Origin of the sequence: Bacillus chungangensis, from assembly GCF_030812995.1 — a bacterium.
Lineage (GTDB): Bacteria > Bacillota > Bacilli > Bacillales > Bacillaceae_C > Bacillus_CF > Bacillus_CF chungangensis.
In genome coordinates this window covers 40,151-55,072 of the sequence record NZ_JAUSTT010000021.1, presented here as the reverse complement: position 1 = coordinate 55,072, position 14,922 = coordinate 40,151, and the positions used below count along the sequence as shown (strand labels likewise).

General features: G+C 40.4%; 28 protein-coding genes and 1 pseudogene. 27 read left to right on the top strand and 2 right to left on the bottom strand.

Annotated features, from left to right (window positions below; all coding sequences use genetic code 11):
- Positions 1 to 822 carry a GNAT family N-acetyltransferase gene (locus tag J2S08_RS16085; protein WP_307231279.1) on the bottom strand — a complete coding sequence of 274 codons (822 nt, stop codon included), beginning with the start codon at positions 820 to 822 and terminating at the stop codon, positions 1 to 3.
- A gap of 121 nt (positions 823 to 943) precedes the next feature.
- Entirely contained in the window at positions 944 to 1,789 is an 846-nt protein-coding gene (locus J2S08_RS16080) for a MurR/RpiR family transcriptional regulator (RefSeq protein ID WP_307231277.1), read from the bottom strand.
- A gap of 663 nt (positions 1,790 to 2,452) precedes the next feature.
- Between J2S08_RS16080 and rpsJ the strand changes: the two genes are divergently transcribed.
- From rpsJ to rpmJ, 27 genes and pseudogenes are all read left to right on the top strand, one after another.
- Positions 2,453 to 2,761: a 30S ribosomal protein S10 gene (gene rpsJ, locus J2S08_RS16075; protein WP_307231275.1), complete on the top strand. Its 309-nt coding sequence runs from the start codon at positions 2,453 to 2,455 to the stop codon at positions 2,759 to 2,761.
- 39 nt (positions 2,762 to 2,800) lie between these two features.
- Complete coding sequence (gene rplC / locus J2S08_RS16070; protein ID WP_307231273.1) at positions 2,801 to 3,430, top strand: 50S ribosomal protein L3; 630 nt, start codon at positions 2,801 to 2,803, stop codon at positions 3,428 to 3,430.
- A gap of 29 nt (positions 3,431 to 3,459) precedes the next feature.
- Entirely contained in the window at positions 3,460 to 4,083 is a 624-nt protein-coding gene (rplD, locus tag J2S08_RS16065) for a 50S ribosomal protein L4 (protein WP_307231271.1), read from the top strand.
- Entirely contained in the window at positions 4,083 to 4,367 is a 285-nt protein-coding gene (gene rplW, locus J2S08_RS16060; protein ID WP_307231269.1) for a 50S ribosomal protein L23, read from the top strand. The genes rplD and rplW overlap by 1 nt, the downstream gene beginning before the upstream one ends.
- Before the next feature lie 35 nt (positions 4,368 to 4,402).
- The gene (gene rplB, locus J2S08_RS16055; protein ID WP_307231267.1) at positions 4,403 to 5,233 is read left to right on the top strand and encodes a 50S ribosomal protein L2; all 831 of its coding nucleotides are present in this window, start codon (positions 4,403 to 4,405) and stop codon (positions 5,231 to 5,233) included.
- A gap of 60 nt (positions 5,234 to 5,293) precedes the next feature.
- A complete protein-coding gene (rpsS, locus tag J2S08_RS16050) occupies positions 5,294 to 5,572 on the top strand; it encodes a 30S ribosomal protein S19 (protein WP_307231266.1) in 279 nt (92 codons plus the stop codon).
- Positions 5,573 to 5,590: 18 nt separating this feature from the next.
- Positions 5,591 to 5,932, top strand: coding sequence for a 50S ribosomal protein L22 (gene rplV / locus J2S08_RS16045; RefSeq protein WP_307231264.1), 342 nt, complete (start codon positions 5,591 to 5,593; stop codon positions 5,930 to 5,932).
- A 3-nt stretch (positions 5,933 to 5,935) separates the two neighbouring features.
- The gene (rpsC, locus tag J2S08_RS16040; protein WP_307231263.1) at positions 5,936 to 6,592 is read left to right on the top strand and encodes a 30S ribosomal protein S3; all 657 of its coding nucleotides are present in this window, start codon (positions 5,936 to 5,938) and stop codon (positions 6,590 to 6,592) included.
- 2 nt (positions 6,593 to 6,594) lie between these two features.
- Positions 6,595 to 7,029 (top strand): 50S ribosomal protein L16, encoded by a 435-nt coding sequence (gene rplP / locus J2S08_RS16035; protein ID WP_307231261.1) that lies wholly within the window; start codon positions 6,595 to 6,597, stop codon positions 7,027 to 7,029.
- The gene (gene rpmC / locus J2S08_RS16030) at positions 7,019 to 7,219 is read left to right on the top strand and encodes a 50S ribosomal protein L29 (protein ID WP_307231259.1); all 201 of its coding nucleotides are present in this window, start codon (positions 7,019 to 7,021) and stop codon (positions 7,217 to 7,219) included. The genes rplP and rpmC overlap by 11 nt, the downstream gene beginning before the upstream one ends.
- Positions 7,220 to 7,243: 24 nt before the next feature.
- Positions 7,244 to 7,507 (top strand): 30S ribosomal protein S17, encoded by a 264-nt coding sequence (rpsQ, locus tag J2S08_RS16025; protein ID WP_307231257.1) that lies wholly within the window; start codon positions 7,244 to 7,246, stop codon positions 7,505 to 7,507.
- Between the two features lie 42 nt (positions 7,508 to 7,549).
- Positions 7,550 to 7,918: a 50S ribosomal protein L14 gene (gene rplN / locus J2S08_RS16020; RefSeq protein WP_307231256.1), complete on the top strand. Its 369-nt coding sequence runs from the start codon at positions 7,550 to 7,552 to the stop codon at positions 7,916 to 7,918.
- Between the two features lie 143 nt (positions 7,919 to 8,061).
- Positions 8,062 to 8,373 (top strand): 50S ribosomal protein L24, encoded by a 312-nt coding sequence (rplX, locus tag J2S08_RS16015; RefSeq protein ID WP_307231254.1) that lies wholly within the window; start codon positions 8,062 to 8,064, stop codon positions 8,371 to 8,373.
- Between the two features lie 25 nt (positions 8,374 to 8,398).
- Positions 8,399 to 8,938 carry a 50S ribosomal protein L5 gene (rplE, locus tag J2S08_RS16010; RefSeq protein ID WP_307231252.1) on the top strand — a complete coding sequence of 180 codons (540 nt, stop codon included), beginning with the start codon at positions 8,399 to 8,401 and terminating at the stop codon, positions 8,936 to 8,938.
- 24 nt (positions 8,939 to 8,962) lie between these two features.
- Positions 8,963 to 9,148, top strand: a complete 186-nt coding sequence (locus J2S08_RS16005; RefSeq protein WP_307231250.1) for a type Z 30S ribosomal protein S14 — start codon at positions 8,963 to 8,965, stop codon at positions 9,146 to 9,148.
- Positions 9,149 to 9,177: 29 nt separating this feature from the next.
- Positions 9,178 to 9,576 carry a 30S ribosomal protein S8 gene (gene rpsH / locus J2S08_RS16000; RefSeq protein WP_307231247.1) on the top strand — a complete coding sequence of 133 codons (399 nt, stop codon included), beginning with the start codon at positions 9,178 to 9,180 and terminating at the stop codon, positions 9,574 to 9,576.
- 30 nt (positions 9,577 to 9,606) lie between these two features.
- On the top strand, positions 9,607 to 10,143 hold the full coding sequence (gene rplF / locus J2S08_RS15995) for a 50S ribosomal protein L6 (RefSeq protein WP_307231245.1): 537 nt from the start codon (positions 9,607 to 9,609) through the stop codon (positions 10,141 to 10,143).
- 31 nt (positions 10,144 to 10,174) lie between these two features.
- Entirely contained in the window at positions 10,175 to 10,537 is a 363-nt protein-coding gene (gene rplR, locus J2S08_RS15990; protein WP_307231244.1) for a 50S ribosomal protein L18, read from the top strand.
- 23 nt (positions 10,538 to 10,560) lie between these two features.
- Positions 10,561 to 11,061, top strand: coding sequence for a 30S ribosomal protein S5 (gene rpsE, locus J2S08_RS15985; RefSeq protein WP_307231242.1), 501 nt, complete (start codon positions 10,561 to 10,563; stop codon positions 11,059 to 11,061).
- A gap of 14 nt (positions 11,062 to 11,075) precedes the next feature.
- Entirely contained in the window at positions 11,076 to 11,258 is a 183-nt protein-coding gene (gene rpmD / locus J2S08_RS15980; RefSeq protein ID WP_307231240.1) for a 50S ribosomal protein L30, read from the top strand.
- A 28-nt stretch (positions 11,259 to 11,286) separates the two neighbouring features.
- A complete protein-coding gene (gene rplO / locus J2S08_RS15975) occupies positions 11,287 to 11,727 on the top strand; it encodes a 50S ribosomal protein L15 (RefSeq protein WP_307231238.1) in 441 nt (146 codons plus the stop codon).
- The gene (secY, locus tag J2S08_RS15970) at positions 11,727 to 13,022 is read left to right on the top strand and encodes a preprotein translocase subunit SecY (RefSeq protein ID WP_307231236.1); all 1,296 of its coding nucleotides are present in this window, start codon (positions 11,727 to 11,729) and stop codon (positions 13,020 to 13,022) included. Before rplO ends, secY begins: the two co-directional genes overlap by 1 nt.
- 65 nt (positions 13,023 to 13,087) lie before the next feature.
- On the top strand, positions 13,088 to 13,741 hold the full coding sequence (locus J2S08_RS15965; RefSeq protein WP_307231235.1) for an adenylate kinase: 654 nt from the start codon (positions 13,088 to 13,090) through the stop codon (positions 13,739 to 13,741).
- 77 nt (positions 13,742 to 13,818) lie between these two features.
- Positions 13,819 to 14,183 (top strand): annotated as a pseudogene (locus J2S08_RS15960) (M24 family metallopeptidase); the annotation flags it as partial.
- A 27-nt stretch (positions 14,184 to 14,210) separates the two neighbouring features.
- Positions 14,211 to 14,546: a KOW domain-containing RNA-binding protein gene (locus J2S08_RS15955; protein WP_307231233.1), complete on the top strand. Its 336-nt coding sequence runs from the start codon at positions 14,211 to 14,213 to the stop codon at positions 14,544 to 14,546.
- The gene (gene infA / locus J2S08_RS15950) at positions 14,533 to 14,751 is read left to right on the top strand and encodes a translation initiation factor IF-1 (RefSeq protein WP_307231230.1); all 219 of its coding nucleotides are present in this window, start codon (positions 14,533 to 14,535) and stop codon (positions 14,749 to 14,751) included. Before J2S08_RS15955 ends, infA begins: the two co-directional genes overlap by 14 nt.
- A 40-nt stretch (positions 14,752 to 14,791) precedes the next feature.
- Positions 14,792 to 14,905 carry a 50S ribosomal protein L36 gene (gene rpmJ, locus J2S08_RS15945; RefSeq protein WP_017473641.1) on the top strand — a complete coding sequence of 38 codons (114 nt, stop codon included), beginning with the start codon at positions 14,792 to 14,794 and terminating at the stop codon, positions 14,903 to 14,905.
- Positions 14,906 to 14,922 lie beyond the last annotated feature (17 nt).

Here is a 14,922-nt window from a genome sequence, read left to right as displayed (position 1 = left end):
CTATAGAGCTGGCAGCTCAATTTGTTTTGTTAATACATAATAGTAAACAGGATCTTCCGTTTTTAAGACATGTACTGCGGTAAATTTTGCTTGAAAGGCTGTCTGAAAAAATTCCCTTGTTTGAAGACGCCAATCAAGCGCTAACTGGAAATCAGTTTGCTTTAAGCATTGAAATGCTTTTGGAATTGGTACAAGAATCGTGTGCTCCTTTTTCACGGTCGTTAAATCAGAACGATTAATGACAGGAAGGCCGTCATGATTTATCTTCCAATTAGCAATCGATTTATATGTCTCTTGATTCGCTTCTGTGCAAATGCGAATAGTTGGCTGTTGTTGAATATGCCACTGTACTTTCAAGCGGTCAGTAGGCAATCCATCATTTAAGCCATCATTCATTTCGCCATAGCAATTTTCAATATACGTATTTGCGACTCCTTTTAGCTTAGATAAATTTAAAAACGCATTAACGCTTTCTAATGGATCGTAAGTCCATGTCATCAATGTATAGCCTATTTCTTTTGCTTCATTTTTTTGTGCTTTTTTTAACATGACCCCGATACCTTGACCTCGATAGTCAGGATGGATGCCAAGCATATGTGAACATAGATATACTTTTCCTTTTGTTAAACCTGGAAAGCTATAGCTAAAACCGACTAATCGTCCGTTGTCAAAAGCACCGATCATCAGTCCTCCATTTTGGACTACTGTTAATGTTTGATGAACAGGAATCGCCTCTGTTTTCCAAATGGTTTGATCAAGTGTTTGTACAGCTGTCAATTCTTCAATGGATGATATTTTACGAATTTCTATTAGTTTCTCCATTTCTTAGTTGCTCCCTTCTGCTTTGCTTTTACTAAAGTTTTGTATCCAGTAAAATAGCGCTGTTGTGTCTAGATGATAGAAGCTCGTTTAAGCGAGTAACTTCATTAATAGAAGTATCACGTTATTGAATAAATAAATGTTGCAAATGAATCGCCTCATATTGTTCTTTTCTTTTTTTCACACGTTCTTTATCCTGTACGGAGACGCCTGCAATTAAGGCATTTAGCAAAGAAAACAAAGCTGGTACAGCATCAAGTGTAGATGTAATAGTTGGAGAAACAGTTAGTAAGGCATCCGTATAGCGGCTAATCGGAGCAACGGATGAATCTGTAATTCCACAAACAAAAGCCTTCTGGTCTTTTGCAAGTTCTGCCATCTGCACTGTCTCTCGTAAGTAACGATGAAAAGAGATTGCAACAAAAGCAGTTTTGTCATTTAGCTGTTGAACAGTCGTTAAAATATCATCTGTATGAGAATGAAACAAACGGACATCTTCCCGAATTAGATTTAAAGAAAAAGCAAACCATTGTGCTGCGGCAAAAGAAGAACCAAGTCCACAAATATACACTTTCTCGGCTTGAACGAGGATGTCGACTGTTTTTTGAAAGTCTTGTTCGTTAATCTGATTGATTGCTTTTTTTATATAGAGCGCATCCCGTCCCATGACACTGGCAAAGAAGTTCGGCTCATTGGCAAGCTCAAGTTTTGCCGTATGATAGTTATCGAGACTGCTTTTTTGCAGCAATACTTCGCGCAGCACTTTCTGCAATGCCGAAAAACCTTTGAAATTCAATGCGTAACATAAACGAATTACTGTTGTTTCACTAACACCAACTTCTTTGCCTATTTCTTCTGCTGATTTAATTGCAAATGTGTGCGGTGCATCCAACAACAACTTGGCTACCTTTTGTTGACCTTTTGAAAGCTGAAAAAAGTGCTCTTTAATCGCCTTTTCTATTGTTGTCATACGAAACACCTTTCTTTGTATAGAATGTTCTAACAATTCAATGCAATCCGCTCTTTCCTAGTGCAAGCGTACATAACACTAATAAAAACATCTTATGATTACTTTCATTTACGTGTAGTGTAATTGTTTTAAAGAAATATAATGAAGGCTCAGCTTCATTAAAAAATAAGAGAAGTATAAACTTCAAATGGATAATGTTAAAAATAGCATCATTCTGAAAACTTATCAAGTACCTTTTAGTAATTAAAAATAAATGAAGCAAATAGCAATAGATTAAAACACTGTATTCATCAGTTTTCATTGAATTTTCATATAAAGCAGAAACATCGGTTAAATTTTTTTCTGGGACTTGTTTTTTTATAATTGAAAGGGAAGTATTCCATCTGTCAAGGTTTTAAAAAAGATTATAAATGTAGATCCACTATTTTTTTTATATATCTAAGTAAATAGCACTTGAAATGGGGTATGAATGTCTGTATAATAGAAAAGGTGTTTATCAGTCTGTACATGAGCCTTTGGTTTGTATGAAAAGATGATACACTTTGACTGCAATGAAATGGAAGGTTGCTGACACACCCGGCCGCTTTGCCATGGCGAGTGTGTGGGAAATTTCCATGGAGTATGTCTATTTTTAAAAAATAGGCGAAAAAAGGAGGGAAAATAATGGCAAAACAAAAAATACGTATTCGTTTGAAAGCTTATGATCATCGAATTCTTGATCAATCAGCTGAAAAAATTGTTGAAACTGCAAAACGTTCTGGTGCAAATGTTTCTGGGCCGATTCCGTTGCCAACAGAGAAATCTATTTATACGATTTTGCGAGCAGTACACAAGTATAAAGATTCTCGCGAACAATTTGAGATGAGAACGCATAAGCGTTTAATTGATATCATCAGCCCAACACCACAAACAGTAGATTCATTAATGCGACTTGATCTACCATCAGGTGTGGACATTGAAATCAAACTTTAATGAATGAAAATAAACCATATATTATAGGAGGTGTGACGCATGACCAAAGGAATCTTAGGAAGAAAAATCGGTATGACGCAAGTGTTTACTGAAAATGGTGAGCTTATTCCTGTAACAGTGATTGAAGCAGCACCAAACGTTGTTCTGCAAAAGAAAACAATGGAAAGTGATGGTTATAACGCTATCCAATTAGGTTTTGAGGACAAACGTGAAAAGCTTGCGAATAAACCAGCAATGGGTCATGTTAAGAAAGCCAATACCGCTCCTAAGCGCTTCATCCGTGAATTTTCCGGTGTAAACGTAGAAGAGTATGAGGTTGGCCAAGAAGTTAAAGTAGACATTTTCACTGAAGGTGAGAAGGTTGACGTAACCGGAACATCTAAAGGGAAAGGATTTCAAGGCTCCATCAAACGCCACGGATATTCACGCGGGCCAATGTCCCACGGGTCACGTTATCACCGCGGATCAGGTTCTATGGGACCAGTTGATCCAGCACGTGTATTTAAAGGAAAGCCATTGCCTGGACGGATGGGCGGCGAAAGAATCACGATCCAAAACCTAGAAGTTGTGAAGGTAGATAGTGAGCGCAATCTTCTATTAGTGAAAGGAAATATTCCTGGACCGAAAAAAACAATGATTCAAATAAAAAGTGCGATTAAAGCGAATTAACAAGCACCTTAGGAAAGGAGGAAATAGGAATGCCTAACGTATCCTTATATAATCAAAGTGGTTCTAAGGTTGGCGAAATCGACCTGAAAGATACTATCTTTGGAATTGAACCGAACAATCATATTTTGTTTGAAGCAATCGTGATGCAAAGAGCTTCTTTGCGCCAAGGAAGCCATAAAGTAAAAAACCGCTCAGAAGTTAGCGGCGGAGGACGCAAGCCTTGGAGACAAAAAGGCACAGGCCGAGCACGTCAAGGATCAATCAGATCTCCGCAATGGCGTGGTGGCGGTACTGTTTTTGGCCCTGTTCCACGCAGCTATAGCTACAAGCTGCCGAAAAAAGTGCGCCGCTTAGCAATCAAATCTGCATTATCTACTAAAGTTTTGGAAGAGAACATCATTGTCCTAGATGCTCTAACACTAGATGCACCAAAGACGAAGGAAATGGTAAACGTCTTAAAAAATCTTTCTGTAGATAAAAAAGCTTTAATTGTAACTGAGGCAATCGATGACAATATTGCACTTTCTGCAAGGAATATTCCTGGAATTACAGTCGTTTCAGCAGCTGGTGTCAATGTCCTAGATGTCATTGCCCATGAAAAGCTCATCATGACTAAAGCAGCTGTTGAAAAAGTAGAGGAGGTGCTTGACTAATGGATGCACGCGACATCATTAAGCGCCCAGTAATTACTGAACGTTCTACAGACCTAATGGCTGATAAGAAATATACATTTGAAGTAGATGTAAAAGCAACTAAAACTCAAGTGAAAAAAGCAGTAGAAGAAATTTTTGATGTTTCTGTCGACAAAGTAAACATCTTAAATTACAAAGGAAAACTTAAACGTATGGGTCGTTATGCAGGCTATACGAACAAACGCCGCAAAGCGATTGTTACATTAAAAGAAGGAAGCAACGAAATCGAATTATTTGAAGTTTAATAAACTAATTTGAATGGAGAAGAGGAGGGAAAAAAATGGCGATCAAAAAGTATAAACCTACCTCTAACGGACGTCGCGGCATGACAGTTTCAGATTTCGCAGAAATCACTACAAATAAGCCGGAAAAATCTTTACTAGCACCATTGAAAAAGAAGGCAGGCCGCAACAACCAAGGTAAGTTAACAGTTCGTCATCACGGCGGTGGCCATAAACGCCAATACCGTGTTATTGATTTTAGACGCAACAAAGATGGTATACCAGGGCGCGTTGCTACAATCGAGTATGATCCGAACCGCTCTGCAAATATCGCTTTAATCCATTATCATGATGGAGAAAAACGTTATATTTTAGCTCCAAAAAACTTAAAAGTAGGAATGGACATTTTCTCTGGACCTGATGCGGACATTAAAGTAGGAAATGCACTTCCTTTAGCTAATATACCTGTTGGTACTTTTATTCATAATATCGAGTTAAAACCAGGAAAAGGCGGCCAGCTTGTACGCTCTGCTGGAGTTTCTGCACAAGTGCTTGGTAAAGAAGGAAAATACGTGCTCGTACGCTTAGCTTCTGGTGAAGTTAGAATGATTCTAGCAACTTGCCGTGCAACAGTTGGCCAAGTAGGCAATGAACAGCACGAACTAATCAACATCGGTAAAGCTGGACGTTCTCGTTGGTTAGGCAAGCGTCCTACTGTTCGTGGATCTGTTATGAACCCGAATGATCACCCGCATGGTGGTGGGGAAGGCCGTACACCAATTGGCCGTAAATCTCCAGTTAGCCCTTGGGGTAAACCGACGCTTGGATATAAGACACGTAAGAAAACGAACAAATCTGATAAATTTATTGTACGTCGTCGCAAAAAATAACGGGATTGGGCTACGGTTCCATCGAAGGACCGTAGGGCAATCACGAAGGGAGGTTCAACCATGGGTCGTAGCTTAAAAAAGGGACCTTTTGTAGATGAGCATTTAATGAAAAAGATTGACAACCTAAATGAAACGGACAAGAAACAAGTAGTAAAAACTTGGTCACGCCGTTCAACGATTTTCCCAGCATTTATTGGCCACACGATCGCAGTTTACGACGGTCGCAAACACGTACCTGTTTATATCTCTGAAGATATGGTAGGCCATAAGCTAGGTGAATTCGCACCAACTCGCGCCTATCGCGGACACGCTGGCGACGATAAGAAAACAAAACGGTAATGAGAGGAGGGCATCCTAATGCAAGCTAAAGCTGTTGCAAGAACAGTTCGAATTGCGCCTCGAAAAGCACGTTTGGTCGTAGACTTAATTCGAGGAAAGCAAATCGGTGAAGCAGTTGCGATTTTAAAGCATACGCCTAAAGCTGCTTCTCCAATTATTGAAAAAGTATTAAACTCTGCTGTTGCGAATGCAGAGCATAACTATGATTTAGATGCAAATGAACTGTTGGTTTCTGAAGCATACGTCGATGAAGGTCCAACATTGAAACGCTTCCGCCCTCGTGCGATGGGACGCGCAAGCAAAATAAATAAACGCACAAGCCACATTACAATTGTGGTATCCGAAAAGAAGGAGGGATAGTTCGTGGGACAAAAAGTACATCCGATTGGTTTGCGCATCGGTATCATTCGTGATTGGGAATCGAAGTGGTATGCAGGAAAAGATTACGCGGACCTTTTACATGAAGACCTTCGAGTACGTGAATTCATTGCTAAGCGCTTGGCAGATGCATCCGTATCTCGTGTAGAAATCGAAAGAGCTGCAAAACGAATCAATATTACTGTTCACACAGCAAAACCAGGTATGGTTATTGGTAAAGGTGGAACGGAGGTTGAAGCGCTCCGTAAAGCACTAAATGATCTTACTGGCAAACGTGTGCACATTAATATTGTAGAAATTAAAAAAGCCGATTTAGATGCTAAGCTAGTTGCTGAAAACATCGCTCGCCAATTAGAAAACCGCGTCTCATTCCGTCGTGCTCAAAAACAAGCAATTCAACGTACAATGCGTGCGGGAGCAAAAGGAATTAAAACAATGGTATCCGGTCGTTTAGGCGGAGCAGATATTGCTCGTTCAGAACACTATAGTGAAGGAACTGTACCATTGCACACGCTTCGTGCTGATATCGATTATGCACATGCTGAAGCAGACACTACTTACGGAAAACTGGGCGTAAAAGTATGGATCTACCGTGGAGAAATACTTCCTACAAAGAAAAAGTCTGAGGAAGGAGGAAAATAATCATGTTATTACCTAAGCGCACAAAATATCGTCGTGAACACCGCGGCAAAATGCGTGGCCGTGCAAAAGGCGGTACTGAAGTTGCATTTGGCGAATACGGTTTACAAGCAGTAGAATCAGCTTGGATTACAAACCGTCAAATAGAAGCTGCTCGTATTGCGATGACTCGTTATATGAAACGTGGCGGTAAAGTATGGATTAAGATTTTTCCTCATAAGCCTTATACCGCTAAACCATTAGAAGTACGGATGGGTTCCGGTAAAGGGGCGCCAGAAGGATGGGTAGCAGTAGTAAAACCAGGTAAGATTATGTTCGAAATTGCTGGTGTTCCTGAAGAAGTTGCTCGTGAAGCGCTGCGTCTAGCTGCTCATAAGCTTCCTATTAAATGTAAGTTCGTAAAACGAGAAGAAATTGGTGGTGAACCAAATGAAAGCTAAAGAGATTCGTGATCTAACCACTGCCGAAATTGCACAAAAAGAAAAATCCCTAAAAGAAGAGCTTTTTAACTTACGCTTTCAATTAGCTACAGGGCAACTTGAAAATACAGCTCGCATTCGTGAGGTCCGTAAAGCAATCGCCCGTTTAAAAACGGTGGTTCGGGAAAGAGAGCTTGAGGTTAACAACTGATAACAAGAGAGGAGGGTTGCGAAAATGAGTGAACGCAACCAGCGTAAGGTTTATACTGGTCGAGTTGTATCTGATAAAATGGATAAAACTGTAACAGTCATGGTAGAAACCTACAAAAAACATTCACTTTACGGAAAACGTGTGAAATACTCAAAAAAATTCAAAGCGCATGATGAGCATAATGAAGCCAAAATTGGTGATGTAGTTCGTATTATGGAAACACGTCCATTATCTGCTACAAAGCGCTTTCGTTTAATGGAAGTAATAGAAAAAGCTGTTATTATTTAATGAAAAGTTCGGATGATTTTTTGCCGGAGGGAGGTAAGATCGATGATTCAACAAGAATCACGTTTAAAAGTTGCTGACAACTCAGGAGCACGTGAAGTATTAACGATTAAAGTACTCGGTGGTTCAGGCCGTAAAACAGCAAACATTGGAGATATCATCGTTTGTACAGTCAAACAAGCAACACCAGGAGGCGTTGTTAAAAAAGGCGACATTGTAAAAGCTGTTATCGTACGCAGTAAAACAGGTGCTCGCCGTGCTGACGGCTCTTACATTAAGTTTGATGAGAATGCATGTGTTATTCTCCGTGACGATAAAAGTCCAAGAGGAACGCGGATCTTTGGACCAGTTGCTCGTGAACTGCGTGACAACAATTTTATGAAAATCGTCTCTTTAGCTCCAGAAGTTCTTTAAGAAACGTTTATGAAGATCGAGGAATCAGATGGAATTATCGGACGCCTGATTGATATCCCACATACATAAGGAGTGGGGATCACAAGCCTAGATATCATGATAGATATGATTGATTTGATGCAAGCAAGGAGGTGCGACTCTCAATGTATGTAAAAAAAGGTGACAAAGTAAAGGTAATCACGGGTAAAGATAAAGGGAAAACAGGTGTAGTACTGGCATCATTTCCAAAAAAAGACCGTGTGCTTGTTGAAGGGGTTAATATCGTCAAAAAACATGCAAAACCCTCACAAGATAATCCGCAAGGTGGCATCATCAACCAAGAAGCAGCAATTCATAGCTCTAATGTCATGCTGTTAGATCCAAAAACAAATGAGCCGACGCGAGTAGGCTATAAAGTAATAGACGGTAAAAAAGTACGTGTAGCAAAAAAATCAGGTGAAGTGTTAGATAAATAGTCTCTAGTGAAGGGAGGTACACGACATGAACCGCCTTAAGGAAAGATTTAATAAAGAAATCACTCCTGCCTTAGTAAAGAAGTTTAACTATAAATCAGTCATGGAAGTGCCTAAAGTAGAAAAAATTGTAATCAATATGGGTGTTGGCGACGCAGTTCAAAATGCAAAAGTATTAGACAATGCGGTTGAAGAACTTACACTCATTACAGGTCAAAAACCAGTCGTTACAAGAGCAAAGAACTCCATCGCAGGTTTCCGACTTCGTGAAGGAATGCCAATCGGAGCAAAAGTAACACTTCGTGGAGAGCGGATGTATGAGTTTCTTGACAAATTAATTTCAGTATCTCTTCCTCGTGTTCGTGATTTTCGCGGGATATCTAAGAAAGCATTCGATGGCCGTGGAAACTACACATTAGGAATTAAAGAGCAATTGATCTTCCCTGAAATTGATTACGACAAAGTCAATAAAGTCCGCGGTATGGATATTGTAATTGTTACTACTGCAAAAACGGATGAAGAATCACGAGAATTACTAGCACAACTCGGAATGCCATTCCAAAAGTAATCGCTAAATAAGGGAGGCGAAAACGTGGCCAAAAAATCAATGATTGTGAAACAAAAACGTACTCCGAAGTACAAAGTGCAGGCTTACACTCGTTGTGAACGTTGTGGGCGCCCACACTCAGTTATTCGTAAATTTAAGCTTTGCCGTATTTGTTTCCGTGAACTTGCATACAAGGGTCAAATTCCTGGCGTGAAAAAAGCTAGCTGGTAAAACCCGAATTTGGGAAGGAGGTTAATATTATGGTAATGACAGATCCAATTGCAGATTTGCTTACTCGTATTCGAAATGCTAACATGGTCCGCCATGAGAGATTAGAAGTTCCAGCTTCTAAAATCAAAAGAGACATTGCGGAAATCCTGAAACAAGAGGGCTTCGTCCATGATGTCGAATACGTTGAAGATAGTAAACAAGGTATCATCCGTATCTTCTTAAAATACGGAGCGAACAATGAGCGTGTAATAACAGGATTAAAACGTATCAGTAAACCTGGTTTACGCGTGTATGCAAAGGCCAATGAAGTGCCTAAAGTACTAAATGGTCTTGGAATCGCGATCGTTTCAACTTCTCAAGGCGTCTTATCTGACAAACAAGCTCGCGCGAAGCAAGTGGGCGGAGAAGTATTAGCATACGTTTGGTAATTTTTTTGATTTGAATGGAGGTGTACAGGCATGTCCCGTATAGGTAAAAAACCGATTGAAATCCCATCTGGTGTGACCGTTACATTAGAAGGAAACAAAGCGACAGTAAAAGGGCCTAAAGGAGAACTTTCTGAAACATTTAACTCTGATATGGCTATTAACATCGAAGACAGTGTGATTACTATTACACGTCCATCTGATGCTAAAGAACACCGTGCTATCCATGGTACAACGCGTGCGTTGCTTGCTAATATGGTTGAGGGAGTATCGAAAGGCTTTGAAAAATCACTAGAATTAATTGGTGTTGGTTACCGTGCACAAAAGCAAGGTAAAAAGCTTGTTCTAAACGTTGGCTTTTCCCATCCAGTTGAATTTGAACCGGAAGATGGCGTGGAAGTAGAGGTTCCATCCAACACAAAAGTTATTGTTCGTGGAATCAATAAAGAGCGTGTAGGAGCTTTAGCATCAAATATTCGTGCCGTTCGTCCACCTGAGCCGTATAAAGGTAAAGGTATTCGTTACGAAGGTGAATACGTACGTCGAAAAGAAGGTAAAACAGGTAAATAATGCTGCTTAAGGCTGGAAAGGAGTGACCGAAGTGATTACGAAGCTGGATAAAAATAAAGTGCGTAAAAAGCGACACGCTCGTGTACGTACAAAATTAGCTGGAACGGAAACACGTCCTCGTCTAAATGTTTATCGTTCAAATAAAAATATCTATGCGCAATTAATTGACGATGAAAAAAGCGTCACACTTGCAAGTGCATCAACTCTTGATAAAGAAGTACAGTTAGAAAACGCCGGGAACGTCGAAGCGGCTCAAAAGGTTGGAGAATTGATTGCGAAGCGCGCAGTTGAAAAAGGATATAAATCCGTTGTATTTGATCGTGGAGGCTATCTATATCACGGCCGAGTCAAGGCGCTTGCAGAAGCTGCCCGTGAAAACGGCTTAGAATTCTAATGGAAAAAGGAGGGAAAACATTCATGCATCAAATTGATCCTAACAAACTTGAACTAGAAGAACGCGTTGTAACAGTAAACCGTGTTGCGAAGGTTGTAAAAGGCGGCCGTCGATTCCGATTCTCAGCGCTTGTTGTTGTTGGCGACAGAAATGGCCATGTTGGTTTCGGAACTGGTAAAGCACAAGAAGTACCAGATGCAATTCGTAAAGCAATTGAAGACGCGAAAAAGAATCTCATTACAGTACCAACAGTTGGAACTACGATTCCACACGAAGTGATCGGACGTTTCGGCGGAGGGCAAATTTTATTAAAACCAGTTCGTGAAGGTACAGGTGTTATCGCTGGCGGTCCTGTCCGTGCTGTACTTGAGCTTGCTGGAATCGGTGATATTACTTCAAAATCTCTTGGTTCAAGCACACCGATCAACATGGTAAGTGCTACAATGGACGGAATTAAACAATTGAAGCGAGCTGAAGAAGTAGCGAAATTACGCAATAAATCAGTAGAAGAATTGCTAGGATAAGGGAGGGATTTTTAATGGCAAACAAATTAGTAATTACCCTCACTCGCAGCTTAATTGGTCGCACACAAAGTCAACTAGATACGGTAAAAGCACTAGGTCTGCGAAAAATCAACCAAACGGTTGAGCATGATGATAATCCTGCGATTCGCGGAATGGTAAACAAAGTTGCTCATCTTGTAAATGTGAAAGAACAATAATAAAATCTTCTAATAAGGAGGTGCCACTATGAAACTTCATGAGTTACAGCATGCTGAAGGATCACGTAAGAAGCGCAATCGTGTTGGCCGTGGTACTAGCTCTGGCAACGGAAAAACTTCTGGCAGAGGCCAAAAAGGGCAAAAATCCCGTTCAGGCGGCGGTGTTCGTCTAGGCTTTGAGGGCGGTCAAACACCATTATTCCAACGCTTGCCTAAACGCGGCTTTACGAATATTAACCGCAAAGAATACGCAATCGTTAATATCGGTACGTTAAACCGCTTTGAAGATGGTACAGAAGTGACACCAGAGCTTCTACTTGAAACTGGCGTTGTCAGCAATGCAAAATCAGGAATTAAAATTCTATCAAAAGGCGACTTAGAGAAAAAGCTTACAGTAAAAGCAAATAAATTTTCCTCTGCTGCTAAAAATGCGATTGAAGCTGCTGGCGGTAAGACAGAGGTGATTTAATGTTTAAGACAATCTCCAGCTTTATGCGTGTGGGTGATATTAGAAGAAAGATCTTCTTCACCTTGCTAATGATGGTTGTCTTTCGGATTGGAGCTTTTATCCCTGTCCCCAATGTAGATGCAGAAATTTTAAAAGCGCAAGACCAAGCAGGCGTTTTTGGTTTTATGAATACATTAGGAGGCGGCGCTTTATTCAAGTTCTCTATCTTTGCGATGGGAATTTACCCGTATATTACAGCTTCCATCATTGTACAGTTATTGCAAATGGACGTTGTGCCTAAATTTACGGAATGGGCTAAACAAGGAGAAGTAGGTCGCCGCAAGTCTGCTCAATTTACACGTTATTTCACCATCGTTCTTGCATTCTTGCAAGCACTCGGCATGTCCTATGGCTTTAACCAGATGACAGGGCTGCAGTTTATTAAAAACCCTGGCATAGCTACTTACCTTGTTATCGCAATTGTGTTAACGGCCGGTACAGCATTTCTTATGTGGCTTGGTGAACAAATTACAGAAAAAGGTGTTGGAAATGGTATTTCCATCATTATTTTCTCAAGTATTGTTTCAGGTATTCCAAATGGAATAAACCTTATTTATGCTCAGCAAATTGAAGGTGCTGGCGAACAGCTATTCCTTCGTCTTGTTGTTTTAGCTTTAATTTTACTTGCTGTGCTTGCAATTGTTGTCGGCGTTATTTTTATACAGCAAGCATTGCGAAAAATCCCGATTCAATATGCAAAACGAGTTGATAATCGCACTCCGGTAGGCGGCCAATCAACACATTTACCATTAAAAGTGAACGCTGCAGGGGTTATTCCAGTTATCTTTGCAAGTGCCTTTATTATGGTGCCGCAAACGATTTCGACTTTTTTTGGGCCGAATAAAACGACTGAGACGATTCGAAGGATATTTGACATTACAGACGGAACGATAGGAATGTTGATCTACGTTGCACTGATCATTGCGTTTACCTATTTCTATGCGTTCGTACAAGTAAATCCAGAAAAGGTTGCAGATAACCTGAAAAAACAAGGTGGATATATTCCAAGTAAGCGTCCTGGGAAAGAAACTCAAGCTTACTTAACCACTGTCTTATATCGGCTGACATTTGTTGGAGCGATTTTTCTAGCTGCAATTTCGGTTGTTCCTACTTTCTTTGTTAAATTTGCTGGATTGCCGGAAACTGCTCAAATCGGGGGCACAAGCCTTCTGATTGTCGTAGGTGTTGCACTTGAAACGATGAAGCAATTAGAATCCCAACTTGTGAAGCGTCATTACAAAGGCTTTATTAAATAAGCAGTAAGGTTTTAGGAACATATCCTTGTTCCTGAAACCGAAGCAGGCATTTAGGGGTGGTACGAATGAATTTAGTGTTAATGGGCCTCCCAGGAGCCGGGAAAGGCACACAAGCAGATAAGATCGTCGATAAATATGGAGTCCCTCATATTTCAACTGGAGATATGTTCCGTGCAGCAATCAATGATGGTACAGCACTTGGATTACAAGCAAAATCCTTTATCGATAAGGGTGAGCTTGTGCCAGATGAAGTAACGATCGGAATTGTTCGGGAGCGATTAATGAAGGATGACTGTCAAGGCGGCTTTTTGCTAGATGGTTTTCCGAGAACAGTGGCACAAGCTGAGGCGCTGGAGCAAATATTAACTGATATGAATAAACAATTAGATTACGTTATTCATATTCAGGTTGACCAAGAGATCTTAATCGAACGTTTGACAGGAAGAAGAATTTGTAAAAGCTGTGGTGCTGCTTACCACCTTATATTCAATCCTCCAAGTCAGCCTGACGTATGTGATCGTTGTGGCGGAGAGCTATATCAACGTCCTGACGATAATGCGGAAACAGTGCAAAACCGCTTGCAGGTGAATGTGAAGCAAACACAGCCTTTATTAGATTTCTACCAGGAAAAAGGCTACTTGCGAAATATTAACGGCCAACAAGACATCAACCAAGTTTTTGTAGATGTTGATAAACTGCTTGGAGATTTGCAAGAATGATCGGAGATTGCAATCCCCCTCTAATTATTGAGGCAATGAGAGAGGCTGGAAGAATAGCGGCACTCCCTCATCTAGAACTAGCAGTGATAGAAACGTCTTTAAATCATTGTTTGGAAAGAGCAAAATCAGGAGATCGTCTTTCGAACATCTCTCATGCAATTCAAACATATGTGGAAGCACATAACTTTTCCGTCGTTCGTGAGTATGTGGGACATGGGATTGGTCAAGAATTACATGAGGACCCGCAAATTCCTCATTATGGTCCTCGTAATAAGGGCCCGCGTCTAAAGCCTGGTATGGCAATAGCTGTAGAACCGATGGTAAATACAGGAAGCCGTTATGTGTTAAACACTTGCGGATGACAGATGTCGCACATGACGGAAAAATGTGTGCTCATGTCGAGCATACAGTTGCGATTACAGAAACAGGTTATGATAAGTGAACAAAAGTTTGAACGCAGGTGATCAAGTTGAGTGAATCTGATTCGAGTCCTGGCCCCGATATAGGTCAGATCGTACTTGTCAGGAAGGGAAGAGAATATGGACAGTTAGCTGTTATTATTCAAGTCCTTGATGAACGCTTTGTACTCATTGCTGATGGTGAGAAGCGAAAATTTGATCGTCCAAAGAAAAAAAACATACAACACTTGGAGCGATATAACTATATTTCTCCAGAAGTTCGAAATAGTATCAAGGATACCGGGCGCGTATCAAACAATAAATTACGTATGGCGTTATGGAAATTTGCTCAAGAGGTCTTGGAAGTTCCAAAGAAGGGAGACGGGTTGTTAGATGGCGAAAGATGATGTAATTGAAGTAGAAGGCACTGTAACCGAAACTTTGCCTAATGCGATGTTTAAGGTAGAATTAGAGAATGGCCATTCTGTGCTTGCGCATGTCTCTGGTAAAATTCGCATGCACTTCATTCGGATTTTACCTGGCGATAAAGTAACGGTAGAGCTATCTCCGTATGATTTAACACGCGGAAGAATTACGTATCGTTTTAAATAATGATAAATTACACTCCGGACTATGAAGGAGGTTAAAACAAATGAAAGTAAGACCATCAGTAAAGCCAATCTGTGAGAAATGCAAAGTCATTCGCAGAAACGGAAAAGTTATGGTTATTTGTGAGAACCCTAAGCATAAACAAAAACAAGGATAAACAATAAAGGAGGTGTA

Excerpts from the sequence above, each read along its gene's own strand:
- rpsH (WP_307231247.1), top strand. The coding sequence starts at position 9,178 with ATGGTAATGACAGATCCAATTGCAGATTTGCTTACTCGTATTCGAAAT.
- rplF (WP_307231245.1), top strand. The coding sequence starts at position 9,607 with ATGTCCCGTATAGGTAAAAAACCGATTGAAATCCCATCTGGTGTGACC.
- J2S08_RS15965 (WP_307231235.1), top strand. The coding sequence starts at position 13,088 with ATGAATTTAGTGTTAATGGGCCTCCCAGGAGCCGGGAAAGGCACACAA.
- rpmJ (WP_017473641.1), top strand. The coding sequence starts at position 14,792 with ATGAAAGTAAGACCATCAGTAAAGCCAATCTGTGAGAAATGCAAAGTC.
- infA (WP_307231230.1), top strand. The coding sequence starts at position 14,533 with ATGGCGAAAGATGATGTAATTGAAGTAGAAGGCACTGTAACCGAAACT.
- rplV (WP_307231264.1), top strand. The coding sequence starts at position 5,591 with ATGCAAGCTAAAGCTGTTGCAAGAACAGTTCGAATTGCGCCTCGAAAA.
- rpsQ (WP_307231257.1), top strand. The coding sequence starts at position 7,244 with ATGAGTGAACGCAACCAGCGTAAGGTTTATACTGGTCGAGTTGTATCT.
- rpsE (WP_307231242.1), top strand. The coding sequence starts at position 10,561 with ATGCATCAAATTGATCCTAACAAACTTGAACTAGAAGAACGCGTTGTA.
- J2S08_RS16080 (WP_307231277.1), bottom strand. The coding sequence starts at position 1,789 with ATGACAACAATAGAAAAGGCGATTAAAGAGCACTTTTTTCAGCTTTCA.
- rplN (WP_307231256.1), top strand. The coding sequence starts at position 7,550 with ATGATTCAACAAGAATCACGTTTAAAAGTTGCTGACAACTCAGGAGCA.
- rpmD (WP_307231240.1), top strand. The coding sequence starts at position 11,076 with ATGGCAAACAAATTAGTAATTACCCTCACTCGCAGCTTAATTGGTCGC.
- rpmC (WP_307231259.1), top strand. The coding sequence starts at position 7,019 with ATGAAAGCTAAAGAGATTCGTGATCTAACCACTGCCGAAATTGCACAA.
- rpsS (WP_307231266.1), top strand. The coding sequence starts at position 5,294 with ATGGGTCGTAGCTTAAAAAAGGGACCTTTTGTAGATGAGCATTTAATG.
- rplW (WP_307231269.1), top strand. The coding sequence starts at position 4,083 with ATGGATGCACGCGACATCATTAAGCGCCCAGTAATTACTGAACGTTCT.
- rplB (WP_307231267.1), top strand. The coding sequence starts at position 4,403 with ATGGCGATCAAAAAGTATAAACCTACCTCTAACGGACGTCGCGGCATG.
- rplX (WP_307231254.1), top strand. The coding sequence starts at position 8,062 with ATGTATGTAAAAAAAGGTGACAAAGTAAAGGTAATCACGGGTAAAGAT.
- J2S08_RS16085 (WP_307231279.1), bottom strand. The coding sequence starts at position 822 with ATGGAGAAACTAATAGAAATTCGTAAAATATCATCCATTGAAGAATTG.
- rplD (WP_307231271.1), top strand. The coding sequence starts at position 3,460 with ATGCCTAACGTATCCTTATATAATCAAAGTGGTTCTAAGGTTGGCGAA.
- rplP (WP_307231261.1), top strand. The coding sequence starts at position 6,595 with ATGTTATTACCTAAGCGCACAAAATATCGTCGTGAACACCGCGGCAAA.
- secY (WP_307231236.1), top strand. The coding sequence starts at position 11,727 with ATGTTTAAGACAATCTCCAGCTTTATGCGTGTGGGTGATATTAGAAGA.
- rplE (WP_307231252.1), top strand. The coding sequence starts at position 8,399 with ATGAACCGCCTTAAGGAAAGATTTAATAAAGAAATCACTCCTGCCTTA.
- rplC (WP_307231273.1), top strand. The coding sequence starts at position 2,801 with ATGACCAAAGGAATCTTAGGAAGAAAAATCGGTATGACGCAAGTGTTT.
- rplO (WP_307231238.1), top strand. The coding sequence starts at position 11,287 with ATGAAACTTCATGAGTTACAGCATGCTGAAGGATCACGTAAGAAGCGC.
- rpsJ (WP_307231275.1), top strand. The coding sequence starts at position 2,453 with ATGGCAAAACAAAAAATACGTATTCGTTTGAAAGCTTATGATCATCGA.